We start from the raw sequence: 14735 nt of genomic DNA on the forward strand, positions 1-14735 counted from the left end.
GGCCGGTGGGCGGACTCCCACCGGTCCACTCCTCTCACGGCGTTACGCTCGCAATCCAGCACAGATCAAGGAATCGGTGGACGCGATGACCGAGAGCAGCCCTTCTACCGGCGCCCCCGGGGACATCCTCGGATCCGGCGGCGCGGCCGGGCCACCGTGGACGGGCGCCTTCGACGCGACGCTCAACCGTCTGGGATTGCGCTCCGCGCTCGCCCGCGACTGCCTTCTCGCGGTGGTCATGGCGGTGGCCTCCGGCGTTCTGCTCCGGTTGGCGATGGACTTCCTGGGAAGCGCGGAGGGCATCGAGATCCCCTCCTCCGCCGCGACCGCGGTCACCGTCGCGGCCTGCGCGCAGTCGTTGATGCTGTGCGTCCGGCGCAGCAACCCGGTCCTGTGCCTGGCCGCCACCGCGCTCGCCCAGGTGGCGATCGCGGCGTTCCTGCCGCCTCATGTGGCGGCGCAGGGCGTCGCGCCGCTCATCGCCGCCTACACCTGCGGGATCCTCGTGCCGCAGAACCGGTTGGTGCGGCTGCTCGCCGCCGTCATCCTCCTGCACACCGCCCTCGCGACGCTGGTGACCGGCACACTGTCGGATCCGGCCCTGTGGCTGGAGGCCCTCCCGTCCGTCCGGCCCTCGACTTCGGGGGAGTACCTGGTATTGGCCGCGGGGCTGCTGGTGTCGACCGTGCCCGTCTACGCGGGGCCGGCGTTCCTGGGGGCCTACGCGGGAACCCGGCGACGCTACACGGACCTGCTCCGCGCCCGCGCGGCCGACGCGATCCAAAGGCAGCACGAGAGGGCCGAGGCCGCGATCAAGGCCGAACGGACGCGCATGGCGCGCGAACTCCACGACATCGCGGCCCACCACCTGTCCGGCATGGTGGTGCAGGCGGCCGCCGCGGAACGCCTCATCGGCCGCGACGACCAGGCGGCCCGCGAGGCGACGGCGTGGGTGCGCGCGCAGGGACGGAGAACGCTCGACAGCCTGCGCCTGGTCGTGGGCGCCCTGCGCGATCCCGGGGAGGACCCCGCCCCGGCCGGCACCGACCTCATGCACAGCGGGGACCCGAGCGCCAGGGGCGCTCCCGTCCCCGGGGCCGGCGAGGTGGAGACGCTGGTGCGCATCGAACGCGAACTGGGCGCCCAGATCTCCTTCGGACGTGAGGGAGCGGTCTACCCGCTTCCCCCCGTCGCCGACGTCACGGTCTACCGTGTGGCCCAGGAGGCGCTGTCCAACGCGCGCGAGCACGCGGCGGGCGCCGAGGTGCGCCTGCTCCTGCACTACGGCACCTCACGCCTGGTCCTCCAGGTCGACAACGAGGAGGGCGCCGGCAGGGCGGAGCGGACCGGGCAGACCGCAGGGGCCCCGCGGGGGCTGGGACTGCTCGGCATGAGGGAACGGGCCCACCTGGTCGGCGCGACGTTGGAGACGGGACCGATGGACGGGGGCGGGTGGCGGGTGAGGCTGTCCCTGCCCGTTGACAGGGAGATCTCCGCGGCCGCGGGCCGGGAGGCGGCTGAGGGGAGCGGCGTGTGATCCGGGTGCTTTTAGTGGACGACCAGTCCGTCGTCCGGGCGGGCTTTCGCGTCATCCTCAACCTCGCAGAGGACATCGAGGTCGTCGGAGAGTGCGGTGACGGCCCCACGGCCGTCACCCTCGCCGCGCGTCTCCGACCGGACGTGATCTGCATGGACGTGCGCATGCCCGGCGGTGACGGACTGTCGGCCACCCGGCGGATCCTGGAATCCTCCTCCGAGCCGCCCGCCATCCTCATCGTGACCACCTTCGACCTGGACGAGTACGTCTTCGGCGCGTTGGAGGCAGGGGCGAGCGGATTCGCCCTCAAGGACACCGAGCCCGACGAGCTGATCGACGCCGTGCGCAGGCTCGCCAGGGGGTACGGGCTGGTGGACCAGGCCGTGACCCGACGGGTGATGGCGGAGTTCGCGCGCCGCAGGCCGGCCGCGCGCCCCCGCCCCGAGGCCCTGGACCTGCTGACCGCGCGCGAGGCCGACATCGTCCGGCTCCTCGCCCAGGGCATGTCCAACGCCGAGATCGGCCGGGCACTGTTCATCGAGGCGAGCACGGTCAAGTCCCACCTGGGGCGGGCCATGGCCAAGATCGGCACCCGCGACCGCGTACAGACCGTGGTCTGGGCGTACCGGAACGGCGTGGCCGAGGTCTAGGCCGCCCCTGTCGCGGTAGGGGCGGCCGGGGCAGTGTCGGGCATCATGATCCGATGGACTCGGATCCGCCACTGCCGCGTGAGGTCAAGGTCATCGATGCGGCGTCGCTGCTCGGCCTGGAGGAACAGGCACACGACCTCGACCTCAACCAGCGGTTGGACCCCGCCTGGGTGAGGGCCCACGCGGCGCCCGACGGGGCCCACTACCTGTGGCCCGCCCTGTGGAACACCGCCTACCACCGGCCGGACCTCCCGCGTCAGTTGAGGTGCGAGCTGCTGCTCTCGCTGCGTACGGGAGGGTACGTGATGAGCCTGCTCGACATGCTCCCCGACGCCTTCGCCCCGCTACCGCGGGTGACCTCGCGTGAAGAGGGGATGCGGGTCAGCGGACTGTTGGACCGCGTCCCCTCGGTCAGGGAGTGGTCGTTGCGCGCGGAGGAGAGGGCCGGGGAGGAGGGGTGAGGCGCGAGCGGTACCCGGTTCTCCCCACCGCCGTGGAGGAGAGACCGGCGCCCAACGCGAACGCCCCGTCGAGGCGCGGTTTATTCAGGAGCGTCCGGCAGAGCGATGGGGTACAGTCACACACGTCCTTGTCGTCTCCGATAGAGGTGGACGTTGCGCATCTGAGGTTCGCGATCACCGCGCGGTACGGCGCCGGCCGTATCCCCGCCACGACGTAGCAGGCTTCTCAGTCTCCCGTGGCCCGCGTGGACGCAACCTCGGTGCATGAGCCGTCCTTCTTCCCGGAGGGTCTCCTCCGCCTTACGGCCGACCACCGCGTGGTGCTCGCACACGAAGTCACCTGACTCACTTCGAACGCGAGGATCACCATGACAGAGTCCACCACGTCCGGCGTGACCGTCTCCTGCTCCGACCTGTCCTTCCAATGGTCGGACGGCACCCCCGTCCTCGACGGGCTGTCCCTGACCGTCGGCCGGGGCCGTACCGGCCTCATCGGGGCCAACGGCACGGGCAAGTCCACCCTGTTGCGCCTGCTCGCCGGACGGCTACGCCCCTCCCGGGGGTCGGTGACCGTGACCGGCGCGATCGCCTACCTGCCCCAGGACATCACCTTGGACACGGAGCTGCGAGTCGACCAGGCCCTCGGCATCGCCGAACGGCGCGCGGCCCTGCGCGCCATCGAGTCCGGCGACGTGGCCGAGCAGCACTTCGAGACCGTCGGCGACGATTGGGACGTCGAGGAGCGCGCCCAGGCCACGCTGGGTTCGCTCGGACTCGGCGGTCTCGACCTGGACCGCACCGTGGGCCGGATGTCAGGAGGGGAGACCGTCCTGCTGCGCCTGGCGGCGCTGCTCCTGCAACGCCCCGACGTCCTGCTGCTCGACGAGCCCACCAACAACCTCGACCTGTTCGCTCGGCGCAGGCTCTACGACGCCGTCGACTCCTGGCGTTCCGGCGTCATGATCATCGTCAGCCACGACCGTGACCTGCTGGAACGGGTGGACCGTATCGCCGAGCTGCGGGCGGGGACGGTGAACTGGTATGGGGGCGGCTGGTCCGCCTACGAGGAGGCCGTCGCCACCCAGCAGGAGGCGGCCGAGCGCATGCTGCGCGCCGCCGAAGCCGACGTCCGCCGTCAAAGGCGGGAACTGGAGGAGACCCAGACCAAACTGGCCCGCCGCCAGCGGCACAGCAAGAAGATGGACGTCCAACGGCGGGTGCCCAGGATCGTCGCCGGCGCGCGCAAGCGTTCGGCGCAGGAGTCGGCGGGCAAACTGCGCGGCCTCCATGAGGAACGTCTCACCGAGGCCCGCGAGCGACGGGAGGAGGCCGCCGACGCGATCCGCGACGACGCCGAGATCAAGGTGAGCCTTCCCCACACCGAGGTGCCCGCGGGGCGGACCGTCCTGACCGTTCGCGGGCTGAGCCTGCCCCACGCCCGGTTGCGTGACGCCGACCTCGACGTTCGAGGCCCCGAGCGCATCGCCCTGGTCGGGCGCAACGGGGCCGGGAAGACCACGCTGCTGCGGACCATCGCCGGGGAGCTCGCCCCCGTGGCCGGCTCGGCCGAGACGTTCGTGCCGACCCGGTTCCTGCCCCAGCGTCTGAACGTGCTGGACGAGGGGTCGAGCATCGCGCACAACGTGGCGCGTATGGCCCCGGACGCCACCGACAACCACGTCCGCGCCCAGCTCGCGCGCTTCCTGTTCCGGGGCGCGCGTGCCGAACAGCCCGTGGGCACCCTCTCAGGGGGCGAGCGCTTCCGCGCCACCCTCGCGGCACTGCTGCTGGCCACCCCGGCCCCCCAGCTGCTGATGCTGGACGAGCCCACCAACAACCTCGACCTGGCCAGCATGCGCCAGCTGACCGGGGCGTTGGAGTCCTACGAGGGGGCGCTGCTGATCGCCGGCCACGATCTGGCCTTCCTCGAATCGGTGGGGGTCTCCCGGTGGCTGTTCCTGGGGGAGGAGCTCCAGGAGACCGACGCGGAGCAGGTGCGCGGGCTGCTCCAGGGGGTGGACGCCGACTGATCCGAAAAGAGGGGCGCGGGGCGCCGTGGCCCGTGCGGCCGCCCCGGCCTCGGGGCTTCGCCATCGCGGTGCTGATGGCCATGGAGTTCTCGTGGTGGCCGCACCCGATCGCGCTCATCGTCATCGGATCGGTTATGCGGGCGCCGGCGGCCAGCCCGTTCGGAAAGGCCACGGTGTTCTCGCGGGATGAAAAAGACCCGATATGGCCCTCGGCCCGGGCTCTCCGGTCATCCGGTCCTCCAGGCGATCGCGGCTAGGCGGCCGTGCCGGTCGGCGCCTCGCCGAACAACGACGTGATCGCGCGCGTCGCCCACCCTCGGCCCACGGGTGGGTGACGCGCGCCCACCCGGCCGGGGCGGCTCGGCGGGGATCTTCTCGCTCTCCCACGCTCCCCGGTTCGGGGCCTGTCCAGGGCCGGGCCCATTCACGGGTGCCCGTTTCCCCGGCCCCGATCACCTTCAGGACCTCGATGGGCGGGGCGTCATGAGCCGCCGGACGGTCAGCGCGGGAACCGGACCCGCTGACCGCGATGCCGCCGTGGGGATTCCTCGTTGTGGCCGCGTGGCCGCGCCCACGTCCTTCTCGGTGTGCGCGGCCACGCTCCTTCCCCGAGGTCGTGCCTGCCACCGGCGGGGATTCCGGGTCCGGCCCTACCTCATCTGTCCCCTGGGGAGACGGCCGGCGATATGGGGGAGGGGGCCGGGCGCGGTAGCCGCCGGGCCGAGAACAGGCCCGTCACCACGACGGCCACCGCGATGACGCCCATCGCCGGGCCGAATCCCGCCACACCCGTGGCCGCGCCGCTCAGCAGCGGGCCCAGGGCCAGCCCACCCGCGTAAGCCAGGTTGTACAGGGCGTAGGTGCCGCCCAGGGTCGGCGGGTCACAGCGCTGCCCCTGGTAGCCGATCAGGGCGGTGGTCGGGGCTAGCAGCAGGGCGATCGCGATCCCGAGGCCCGCCATGGCCACGGCGGCCTGCCACACCGTCGCCGCCCAGCCCAGCCCGGCCAGGCTCGCCGCGCCCACCAGGGCGCCGGCGGTGACGAGCCGGCGGGCGGGGACCTTCACCGACAGCGCCCCGGCGGCCGGGTTGGCGACGGCGGCGGTGAGCACGGTCAGCGCGAACAGCAGCCCGATCCCGGTCGGGCCGACGCCGAGCTCGTCCCGCAATCGCACGGGCAGCACGGGTTCGATCGCCGCCATGACCGCCGAGCCGAGGGCGACCACGGTCACGAGCGCGGCCGACCCCGGTACCCGCAGGACCGCCATGGGGCCGGAGGTGTCGTCGGTCACCCGGCCGGGATCTTTGACCAGCAGGATCCGGGCCAGACCGTCGGCGAGTGCGAGGACGGCCGCCAGGATGAAGGGGGAGCGGACCCCGACGTGCTCGACCATGATCCCGGCCAGCGGCGGGCCGATGAGCGTGCCCAGGGAGATGGCGCTCAACGCGATCCCCATCGAACGCGCGCGGGTGCTCATCGGTGTGGAGGCCGCGATCAGCGACAGGGCGGCCACCCAGGACATCCCTCCGGCGAGCCCCTGGAGCGCGCGGGCCGTCATGAGGAGCCAGACCGGTTCGGCGACGGCGAACAACAGGGTCGCGGCGGCCAGCCCGAGCAGGCCGACCAGCAGGGGCGTGCGCGCCCCTTTGCGGTCGGTCAGCCATCCGGCCAGCGGGGTGACGGCGACCATCGCCACCGCGTAGGCCGCGAACAGGGCGCCGCCGGCCGCCGGTCCCGCCGCCGTCACCGAGGGGAGCAGCGGGAGGACGGGAACCGCGAGGCCGTACACCAGCATGTCGGTGAACAGGGCGAGGCAGGCCACGGTGACGGCGGCCCCGGAGGAGTGGCGGGGTGCCGGGGGCGTCATGCCTCCTCCTGGCCGGGGATCAGGCCGGATACGACGGCGTGGGCGATGCCCGACGCCGCGCCGGGGGAGGGGAGGTCGTGGGGGGCGGTGGCCGCGGCGACGGTGACGCCGTGCAGGAAGGCCATCACGGCGAACAGGGCGTCCCGGCTCTCCAGGCCCCGGCGCTCTTGGGCCTTGGAGCCGAGCAGCGGGAGGATCAGGTCCGCCCACCGGTCGGTCTGCCGGCTCTTCTCCTCGATCCCCGCGCCCACCTCCAGGACCTGGGGGGCCACCAGGACGGAGGTGACCGCCAGCGCCCGGAACGCGTCGTCCTGGGCGAGCAGCCGAAGGTAGGTGGAGAGGAATCCGGTGAGCCGCCGGGCGGGGGGCTGGTCCTCGCGGGTCAGTTCCTCCAGGGCGGGTGCGGCGTGCCGCCGCCATCCGGTGGCGATCGCCTCTTCCAGCAACCGGGTCTTGTCCCGGAAGTGGTGGTGGACGGCTCCACGGGTGACGCCGGCCCGTGCGCCGATGGCCTCGTAGGTCGCCTCCTTCCAGCCCTTCTCCGCGAACACCAGGATGGCGGCCTCCAAGACGCGGGCACGGGTGGCCGCGGCTTCTTCAGCGGTGCGTTTCATGGATACATGCTGACACGTATGTAAAATTGCGCAACCGCCATCCGGAACGAGGAGGGGAGCCGCCCCGGGATGCCGGGACGGCTCCCCGAGTATGGGGCGTGACCCGCTCCTCGTCCCTGACGACAGGCGGGGCGAGAAAGGAGGGGGCCGGTCCCCGGCGGCACCTGCCCCGGAACGGCGGTCCGCACCGTGGCCCCGCGCTCCTCCCCGCCCCGAGTCTCGGCCGTTCCCGTACCTGCTGACAGAGGAGCGGGCGAGCGGTCGGGGCCGCAGGCGCCCTCTACCGGGCGGCCCCGGGGTCAAGACCGCCTGCGGGCGCGCAGGACCGTGTCACGCATGATCACCTCGCGGCCGTGGGGGTCGGTGATCGTTCGAGGCCGGGCCTCGGCGACGACGATCTCCCATTCATTGGAGGGCGGGCCGGCCGCCACCTTCTCGGGGGTGAAGCGCATGTGCGCCACCGCGGCGTGTGCCACGCCCGTCCGCGGATGTGCGGGATGGTGGCCGGCGATGAGCAACGTGCCGCCCGGGGCGACCACCGCCGCCAACCCGCGGAACAGGGAGTCGCGCGACGTCGCCGGGTGCACGTAGTGCGAGGAGACGAGGTCGAGGCGCTCCTCGGGCGGGGTCCACTCCGCCAGGCCGGCCCGCGCCCAGTCGATCCGTCCCGCGACGTCGTCCCCCTGGACCGCGACGCGTTCGCGCGCGACGCAACGCGGCGTCGGCGATGTCCACCGCCGTCACCCTCCAGCCGCGCGTGGCCGGCCAGACGGCGTCGGCCCCCTCGCCGCGGCCCGCCTCCAGGGCCGTGCCGGGGGGAGGTCCACGGTTTCGGCCACCAGGTGCGGACCGGGGTCGCCGGTGCCGGGGGCACCGTGGTGGCCGCGGTACCGCTCCTCCCAGCACTCTCGGGCGGATTTCCCGGTCATGCCGTCCTCCTCCAGTCTCACAGCCCGTGACCGCGCTCGCCCATCGCGAGCTCGCCGACCCGCGCCTCCGCCTCGGCCGAGAAAGGGGTCCGGTAGGAGGTGACGGCCTGTCGGGTCTCCTCCTCGACCAGGTCGGCGTTGATCTGGGCGCCGGCGGCGGCACCGGCCGCGGCCGAGGCGCCCACCTGCGCCATCAGGTCGGTGACGTTGCCGGCGGCCCACACCCCGGGCACCTCCGTGCGGCCGGTCGGGTCGGTGGGAATGTGCTCTCCGACCCCCGCCGGGTGCTCGACCGGATGGAGACCGAGCGTCGACAGGAAGCCCGCGCGCGCCACCATCCGCGGGGAGACCGCCAGCGCCTCGCGGCCGACCGTCGTGCCGTCGGCCATCCGCACCCCCACGAGCCGATCCTCGACGACCTCCAGGCGGGCCACCTCGCCGGTCACCACCCGGATCCCCCGGGCCGCCAGCTTCTCCGCCTCCTCGGCGGAGGGCGCCGGCCGGGTGTGGGAGAAGAAGGTGACGTCGTCGCTCCACTGCCGGAACAACAACGCCTGGTGGACGGACATGGGACCGCTCGCCAGCACCCCGATGGCCTGGTCGCGGACCTCCCAGCCGTGGCAGTAGGGGCAGTGCAGCACGTCTCGGCCCCAGCGGTCCCCGAGCCCGGGCACGTCCGGCAGTTCGTCGACCAGCCCGCTGGTCACCAGCAGCCTGCGGGCCCGGACCGAGCCGCCGCCCGCCAGTGTCACGGTGAACCCGTCGGCGTCGCGGGATGCCGTCGCGACCTCTCCGGACACCACGTGGCCGCCGTAGCGACGGACCTCGGCGCGACCGCGCTCCAGCAGCTCGGCGGGGGGAGTCCCGTCCAGGGCCAGCAGTCCGTGCACGCCCGAGGCCGGACGGTTGCGCGGGGCGTCCGCGTCGATCACCACCACCGATCGTCGTGCCCGGGCGAGCATCAGCGCTCCGTTCAGTCCCGCGGCCCCGCCGCCGACCACCACCACGTCGTAGTGGTCTCTCATCTGGTCATTGGTCACTTCGACCACCTCCACGACGAATATGCGGACCTGCGGTGAATATCGCAAAGTTCTTTGCCGCTATGGCAAACTGGCGGTATGGGCGACGACCTGAACCAGGCACTCGACGCGGTCGGCCCCCGGCTGCGCGCGCTGCGCCGGCAACGCGAGATCACGCTGGCGGAGCTGTCCGCGGCGACCGGCATCTCGGTGAGCACCCTGTCCCGGCTGGAGTCCGGTAGCCGTCGGCCGACCCTCGAACTCCTGCTCCCCCTCGCCAAGGCGCACGGGGTCACCCTCGACGAACTGGTCGACGCCCCGCTCACCGGCGACCCGCGCGTCCATCTGCGGCCGGTCACCCGCAACGGCATGACCATGCTGCCCCTGACCCGCCGGGCCGGGGGCATCCAGGCCTACAAGCTCGTGATCCAGGCCGCCGACCGGACGGGCGAACCCGATCCGCAGAGCCACGAGGGATACGAATGGCTCTACGTCCTCAACGGTCGCCTCAGGATCATCCTCGGCGACCACGACCTCGTGCTCTCCCCCGGTGAAGCGGCCGAGTTCGACACCCGCGTGCCGCACTGGTTCGGCCCCGCCGCCGAGGATGCGGTCGAGATCCTCAGCCTGTTCGGCCGGCAGGGCGAACGCGCGCACCTGCGCGCCCGTCCCAAGACGGACCGTTCCTCCGACCGTCTCGACTGAGGCGTCCCCGGGCGGTGGTGGTCGGCCCGCGCGCCGCCGAGGCCCCCACGTTTCTCCCGCTGAACCGGTTCGGCGCCGGAGGCGGGCTCCGCGGCGACCGCGGGGTGGCGCCCACCCGCCTCCACCAGGGACGGAACACGCGGACGGACGGCCTGGCGGCCGCGGAGCCGACCTCCGGAGGCGCCGGGACGCCTTGACGCGGGGGAACCGGTGTGGGGAACATCGGGACGTCGACGACCGTCCCGTCCGTGGGGCGGACGGACCGATCGGCGCCAGAGCCGAGAAAAGGGGTGTCGCCGTGAAGCTGCGAACCTAGCCGCCCGCCCGGAGGGTCCGGGAGTTCGGGCGGCGGTTCCAGAAGGAACGAGATGTCTCGTACGGACAAGACGAAGCCGCTGTGGGTCCGCCACGCGGAGCACCGCCCTCGGCCGGTTCACGATCACCGTTACGGCCCCTGCGACCTGCCGCCGAGGCCGACACGGGAGGAACCGGACACGCGTTGTCGGTGGGAGCACCCCGGCGTGCTGCTGTTCGGCCACACCTGCTGTTCGGGGTGTAACGTGCGCTCCTGCGTGAAGGAGTGGCAGCGGATGACCAGGGCCGACAATCGCCGGGAGCGTTACGCGGGCCGGCGCGAGGCCCACCGTCATCTCACCGGAGAGATCGACGACTGACCTCTCCCCACGTCCATCGTGGCCCGGCCCGTTCCCCAAGGAAGGGGACGGGCCTCTTTCCGGTCTCCGCCATGACCGCGCGCTCGGCCCCGGCGGGCGGGGTGGGCAAGACGCCGAAGGAACCGACGCGCCTCCTCCCGGGTGCGGTCCCGGCTCGTAGAACCTCGGGCCGGCGGACGCCGCGAGCCCACGCCGGTTGCCCACGCGCCCCGTCCACGGGCACGGCGCGGGGGATCAGCGCAGTGACACGTCCAACCGACGGATCAGCTCCCCGACCCGCCCGCCACCGGCCGGGGCGGGTGGATAGCGCCGCAAGACGTCCACCACGATGGGACGCGCGTGAGCCCGTGCCCGCGCGATGTGCTCGGCCGCGACGGCGGGATCGTCCCCGACGGACAGCTCGAACGCCCGCGCGGCATGGGCCGCCGACCCGAGGATGTGCTTGACCTGCGTGGCCTTCGCCAAGGGATGGAGGAACGCCGCGCCGCACGCGTTGGCGGCCGCGCGCGGCGTCACTCGCCGCGGCCTGTCCCGCGTCGCGGGTCTCCTGAGCCGCCCGATGCGCCGCCCAGGCGTTGTCACGCAGCACCCTGGTCCGCTCGGCTCCGTCCGCGAACGCCTGCGCGGCGTCGATCGCGGCCCGTGGACGCCGGTCGTCGGGGCGTTCACGTTCGAAGATCGCCAGCGCGGGCCGCGCGCACGCCACCGCGTAGCCGGTGATCTCGTGGAGTTCGCAGCGGCTGAGCTCGATGGCCGGGGAGCCATCCGTCATGGCGCGGTCCTTCCAAGTGGGGGGGCTGAATTCACTTCAACGGTATCTTTGAAACCTCGGTGTAAACTTCTGAGGCGTTTTCCCTCGTAGGTGAGGATGAACCTTAAAACACGGTTGCGGCCTGTCGATCTGGCGCGTGAGCACGGCCTGTCCACGCAGGCGGTGCGCAACTACGAGGAGGCCGGATTCCTGCCTCCGGCCGAGCGTTCACCGCACGGCTATCGTCGCTACACTCCGCGCCACGCGGCGGCGCTGCGGGCGTTTCTGGCCTTGATCCCCGCGCACGGTCACGCGACCGCGGGGGCGATCATGCGGGCCGCGAACGGCGGCGCCGTCGAGGAGGCGTTGCGGCTCATCGACGACAGCCACGCGCAACTGGCCGAGGATCGGCGCACGCTGGAGGCCGTGGAACGGGCGCTGGACGATCCGATGCCGCCACGCGAACCGGCGGAGCCGGGGGTGACGTTCATCGGGCCGTTGGCGCGCAGGATCGGTGTCCGCCCGGCGACGCTGCGCGCCTGGGAGCGGGCCGGACTGGTCACGCCCCGCCGCGATCCGCGAACCGGGTACCGGATCTACACCTCCGCCGAGGTGCGCGACGTACTGCTGGCCCACCAGCTACGGCGGGGCGGGTACGGGGTGGAGCGGATCGCGCTGGTGTTGGAGCGGGTGCGGGCGGCCGGCGGGCCATACCCGCTCCAGGCGACGCTGGGGGAGTGGCGCGACCGGCTGACGGCGCGGGGCCTGGCGATGCTGGCGGGCGCGGCCGCGCTCGACACCTATCTGGGGACGCCGTAGCGCGACCCGCGCGGAGACGGCGGTGCTCTGTTCCTCGGCGCCGGCCAGCTGATGGCCGACCTCATCAAGCAGATCGACGCACTGCGCTCGGAGGACATCGCCGAGACGGTGGCGTTCGTGGCGGCGGTGCCCGAACACGTCAACCTCGCCGAGACCACCGTTCTACCGACCGAGCAGGTCATCTGAGCGTGGTGCCGTGCCGGCCGGAGGCAACCGCGGCCGGCACGGCACCGCAGGGAAGCGTGCGGTGTTGAGGGGACCAGGCGACCATCTGATCGATCGGCGCGAATGACGACGTTCGCTTCGTCGTGAGCGGTCGGTCCGCGGGGGTCGGGTCGACCAGGGACAGGTAGGGACGGCCACCGCACATCTCCGGGCACCGGTCGTGCTCGGAGCGACGCGCGGTGGCCGTTCCCCTCGAGATTCCCCGCTCGGCCGCGTACGCGAAGCCGGGGGCGGGTGCCGTGGGAGGGCGCCGGTCACCAGAAGGTGCGCCCTCGAAGAGCGGGCGCCGTCAGAGAGGGGCGGCGCGTCTCTCCGAATGGCCGCCACATGACTGAGCGATGGTCATGATGGTGCTGGGGGTGTCGAGCTGGATCCGGTGCCACTGTCCGCGCGGGACGATGGCGGCGGTGCCGGCCGTCAGTCTGATCTCTTCCTCTTCCCCCTGCCGTCCCGGCCATTCTGGACGCAGGTAGAGGCGGATCATGCCGATGATGCAGAACACGATCCCGTCGGCCTCGGTGTTCACCTGCCAGTGGTCGGCGTGGACGTCGGCATCGGTCCTGGCGTGGAACGCCTTCAGGTGCCAGCCATCTCGCTCGGCGTCCGCCGACCGGGCGCCGGCGTGGATCCTGCCGCCCCGGGCCAGGTGGATGCCGGACACGGAGAGCTCGATCGGGGTCACGGTCACGGGGTTTCGGCGGTGGCGGTCAGGACCGCGCGGCCGAGGAGGTGGCCGGCGATGGTGAAGCCGAGGTACGCGGGGGTGGCACTGGCCGGGACGCCGATGGTCTCGGTGTCGAGGGCGTGCACCACGATGAAGTAGCGGTGCGGGCCGTGCCCCGCCGGCGGGGCCGCGCCGAGGTAACGCGCCACCCGGGCGTCGTTGGGCAGCTGGTAGGCACCGTCGGGGAGGCCGGAGCCGGTGTCGTCGCCCGCGCCTTCGGGCAGCTCGGTGACGGTGGCGGGGATGTCGGCCACGGCCCAGTGCCAGAACCCGGAGCCGGTCGGCGCGTCCGGGTCGTACACCGTGACGGCGTAGCTCTTCGTCCCTTCGGGGGCGCCGCTCCATGACAGCTGTGGCGAGATGTCCTTGCCGCCCGGGACGCCTGCGGACATCTGCTCGGCGGGCCAGGGAGCGCCGTCGGCCAGCGTGGTGCTGGTGACGGTGAAGGAGGGCACTTGGGGGAGACGGGCGAAGGGGTTGTTCATGTCTGTTCCTTCATAGAGGTGGCGAAGGGCCGGCCGATGAGCCGGCATACGTGGACAGCGCCATCGGAAGCACCGTCCAGACATCATCGACTCTAACACGAATAATCGATTATTTTGCGGATGGTCTATCATGAGGGCATGACGCGGACGGTCGATCCCTCGACGAAACAGATGCTCTCCGAGCGTGTTCACACCCGGCTTCGGGAAGCGATCCTGAGGGGCGAGTACGCCCCCGGTGAGGCGCTCAAGCCGCAGCAACTGGCCCAGCAGCACCAGGTCAGCCTGGCCGTCGTGCGCGAGGCCCTGGTGCTGCTGGTCGGCGAGGGCATCGCGGTGCGGCTGCCCAACCGCGGCTTCGCCGTCCCCGACTTCTCCGACCGGCGATGGCAACAGATTGCGGAGGCCCGCCGTACGATCGAGCCGGTCATGCTGCGCCTGGCGATCGAGCGCGGTGACCTCGACTGGGAGGCGCGGGTGCGCGCGGCCCACCACCGCCTGGCCCGCACACGGCCGTACGCGCCGGAGGAAGGCGAGTACTACACCAGCGCGTGGTCGGAGGCGCACCGCCTCTTCCACCGGACGCTGCTGGAGGGGTGCGGCAACCCCGTGCTGCTGGACACGTTCGACAGGCTGTGGACGGCCGGCGAGCTGGCCCGCCGCTGGTCGGCGCAGCGCACGCCCGACCGCGACGGCGTCGCGGAGCACCGTCGCCTGGAGGAAGCTGCGCTGGCCCGTGACGCCGACACCGCCACCGAGGTGCTGGTCCAGCACCTGACGCTGACCGTCGCCGCCCTCACATCCGCGCCCGACCAGGTCGGGCGACGGTCGTGACCTTCCACGGGCAGCGGTTGGGGAAGCCGAAGTAGCCGGCCCGCTCAACGCCGCCGTCCCTTGACGGCCGTGCCGCCGACAACCACCGCGGCCCACATGACCTCGTTCGCCTCGCCCCGGAAGTCGGTGACAAAGTGGAACGAGAGATGCCGCGTATGCCCGCCTCCCTGGGGGGGGAGACGATGGGCGACCGGCATCAGAACGAAAGGTCCCGTTGGTGGACCTGGAGGGGGCGGCGCAGCGCGGATGGTCGTTCCGATGCGCCTGAGCCGCGTGTTTGGACTGACCAGCCCGCTGTATCGGGTGTAGCTCGGTAACGGTCTGGTCTTTGGTGGGGTTCGTCCTCCGGGCGGGTCCTCCTTTCCGGGGCCGCGCCGGTTGTGTCCTCGAGTGGTGAGGAGGCCGCCGTCCACG

The 14735-nt window shown here is 72.5% G+C and carries 16 protein-coding genes and 1 pseudogene; 9 read left to right on the forward strand and 8 right to left on the reverse strand.

Going from position 1 to position 14735, the window contains the following annotated elements; translation table 11 throughout:
- The first annotated feature begins 85 nt into the window (after positions 1-85).
- The 4 genes from B5D66_RS08525 to B5D66_RS08545 all read left to right on the forward strand — a co-directional run bounded on the left by B5D66_RS08525 (position 86) and on the right by B5D66_RS08545 (position 4678).
- The gene (locus tag B5D66_RS08525; protein WP_078761121.1) at positions 86-1537 is read left to right on the forward strand and encodes a sensor histidine kinase; all 1452 of its coding nucleotides are present in this window, start codon (positions 86-88) and stop codon (positions 1535-1537) included.
- The gene (locus B5D66_RS08530; protein ID WP_078761122.1) at positions 1534-2187 is read left to right on the forward strand and encodes a response regulator; all 654 of its coding nucleotides are present in this window, start codon (positions 1534-1536) and stop codon (positions 2185-2187) included. Before B5D66_RS08525 ends, B5D66_RS08530 begins: the two co-directional genes overlap by 4 nt.
- Positions 2188-2240: 53 nt before the next feature.
- Positions 2241-2648: a hypothetical protein gene (locus B5D66_RS08535; RefSeq protein WP_078761123.1), complete on the forward strand. Its 408-nt coding sequence runs from the start codon at positions 2241-2243 to the stop codon at positions 2646-2648.
- Positions 2649-3016: 368 nt separating this feature from the next.
- Positions 3017-4678 carry an ATP-binding cassette domain-containing protein gene (locus B5D66_RS08545; RefSeq protein WP_078761125.1) on the forward strand — a complete coding sequence of 554 codons (1662 nt, stop codon included), beginning with the start codon at positions 3017-3019 and terminating at the stop codon, positions 4676-4678.
- Between the two features lie 655 nt (positions 4679-5333).
- Here B5D66_RS08545 and B5D66_RS08550 read toward each other — a convergent pair.
- The 4 genes from B5D66_RS08550 to B5D66_RS08565 all read right to left on the reverse strand — a co-directional run bounded on the left by B5D66_RS08550 (position 5334) and on the right by B5D66_RS08565 (position 9113).
- The gene (locus tag B5D66_RS08550) at positions 5334-6545 is read right to left on the reverse strand and encodes an MFS transporter (RefSeq protein WP_078761126.1); all 1212 of its coding nucleotides are present in this window, start codon (positions 6543-6545) and stop codon (positions 5334-5336) included.
- A complete protein-coding gene (locus B5D66_RS08555; RefSeq protein ID WP_078761127.1) occupies positions 6542-7159 on the reverse strand; it encodes a TetR/AcrR family transcriptional regulator in 618 nt (205 codons plus the stop codon). The genes B5D66_RS08550 and B5D66_RS08555 overlap by 4 nt, the downstream gene beginning before the upstream one ends.
- A 299-nt stretch (positions 7160-7458) precedes the next feature.
- The gene (locus B5D66_RS26000) at positions 7459-7746 is read right to left on the reverse strand and encodes a hypothetical protein (RefSeq protein ID WP_235000869.1); all 288 of its coding nucleotides are present in this window, start codon (positions 7744-7746) and stop codon (positions 7459-7461) included.
- A gap of 359 nt (positions 7747-8105) precedes the next feature.
- A complete protein-coding gene (locus tag B5D66_RS08565) occupies positions 8106-9113 on the reverse strand; it encodes an NAD(P)/FAD-dependent oxidoreductase (RefSeq protein ID WP_200813596.1) in 1008 nt (335 codons plus the stop codon).
- Positions 9114-9206: 93 nt separating this feature from the next.
- Between B5D66_RS08565 and B5D66_RS08570 the strand changes: the two genes are divergently transcribed.
- Positions 9207-9812 (forward strand): helix-turn-helix domain-containing protein, encoded by a 606-nt coding sequence (locus tag B5D66_RS08570; protein ID WP_078761129.1) that lies wholly within the window; start codon positions 9207-9209, stop codon positions 9810-9812.
- Between the two features lie 521 nt (positions 9813-10333).
- Positions 10334-10486 carry a hypothetical protein gene (locus tag B5D66_RS26005; protein ID WP_235000870.1) on the forward strand — a complete coding sequence of 51 codons (153 nt, stop codon included), beginning with the start codon at positions 10334-10336 and terminating at the stop codon, positions 10484-10486.
- Between the two features lie 234 nt (positions 10487-10720).
- On the opposite strand, the gene B5D66_RS26010 is transcribed toward B5D66_RS26005, so the two are convergent.
- Positions 10721-10951, reverse strand: a complete 231-nt coding sequence (locus B5D66_RS26010; RefSeq protein ID WP_235000871.1) for a hypothetical protein — start codon at positions 10949-10951, stop codon at positions 10721-10723.
- Between the two features lie 103 nt (positions 10952-11054).
- A pseudogene (locus tag B5D66_RS26445) lies at positions 11055-11258 on the reverse strand (putative immunity protein); the annotation flags it as partial.
- Between the two features lie 96 nt (positions 11259-11354).
- On the opposite strand from B5D66_RS26445, the gene B5D66_RS08590 reads away from it, so the two are divergent.
- A complete protein-coding gene (locus B5D66_RS08590) occupies positions 11355-12056 on the forward strand; it encodes a MerR family transcriptional regulator (protein ID WP_078761132.1) in 702 nt (233 codons plus the stop codon).
- A gap of 51 nt (positions 12057-12107) precedes the next feature.
- A complete protein-coding gene (locus tag B5D66_RS26300) occupies positions 12108-12242 on the forward strand; it encodes a hypothetical protein (protein WP_268805286.1) in 135 nt (44 codons plus the stop codon).
- Positions 12243-12570: 328 nt separating this feature from the next.
- On the opposite strand, the gene B5D66_RS08600 is transcribed toward B5D66_RS26300, so the two are convergent.
- Positions 12571-12963 (reverse strand): cupin, encoded by a 393-nt coding sequence (locus B5D66_RS08600; protein ID WP_200813577.1) that lies wholly within the window; start codon positions 12961-12963, stop codon positions 12571-12573.
- Between the two features lie 2 nt (positions 12964-12965).
- Positions 12966-13490 carry a YbhB/YbcL family Raf kinase inhibitor-like protein gene (locus B5D66_RS08605; RefSeq protein WP_078761134.1) on the reverse strand — a complete coding sequence of 175 codons (525 nt, stop codon included), beginning with the start codon at positions 13488-13490 and terminating at the stop codon, positions 12966-12968.
- Between the two features lie 138 nt (positions 13491-13628).
- Here B5D66_RS08605 and B5D66_RS08610 point away from each other — a divergent pair, with 138 nt between their 5' ends.
- Positions 13629-14321, forward strand: a complete 693-nt coding sequence (locus tag B5D66_RS08610; RefSeq protein WP_078761365.1) for a GntR family transcriptional regulator — start codon at positions 13629-13631, stop codon at positions 14319-14321.
- Positions 14322-14735 lie beyond the last annotated feature (414 nt).

It is taken from the genome of Marinactinospora thermotolerans DSM 45154, from assembly GCF_900167435.1.
GTDB classification, from domain to species: Bacteria; Actinomycetota; Actinomycetes; order Streptosporangiales; family Streptosporangiaceae; genus Marinactinospora; species Marinactinospora thermotolerans.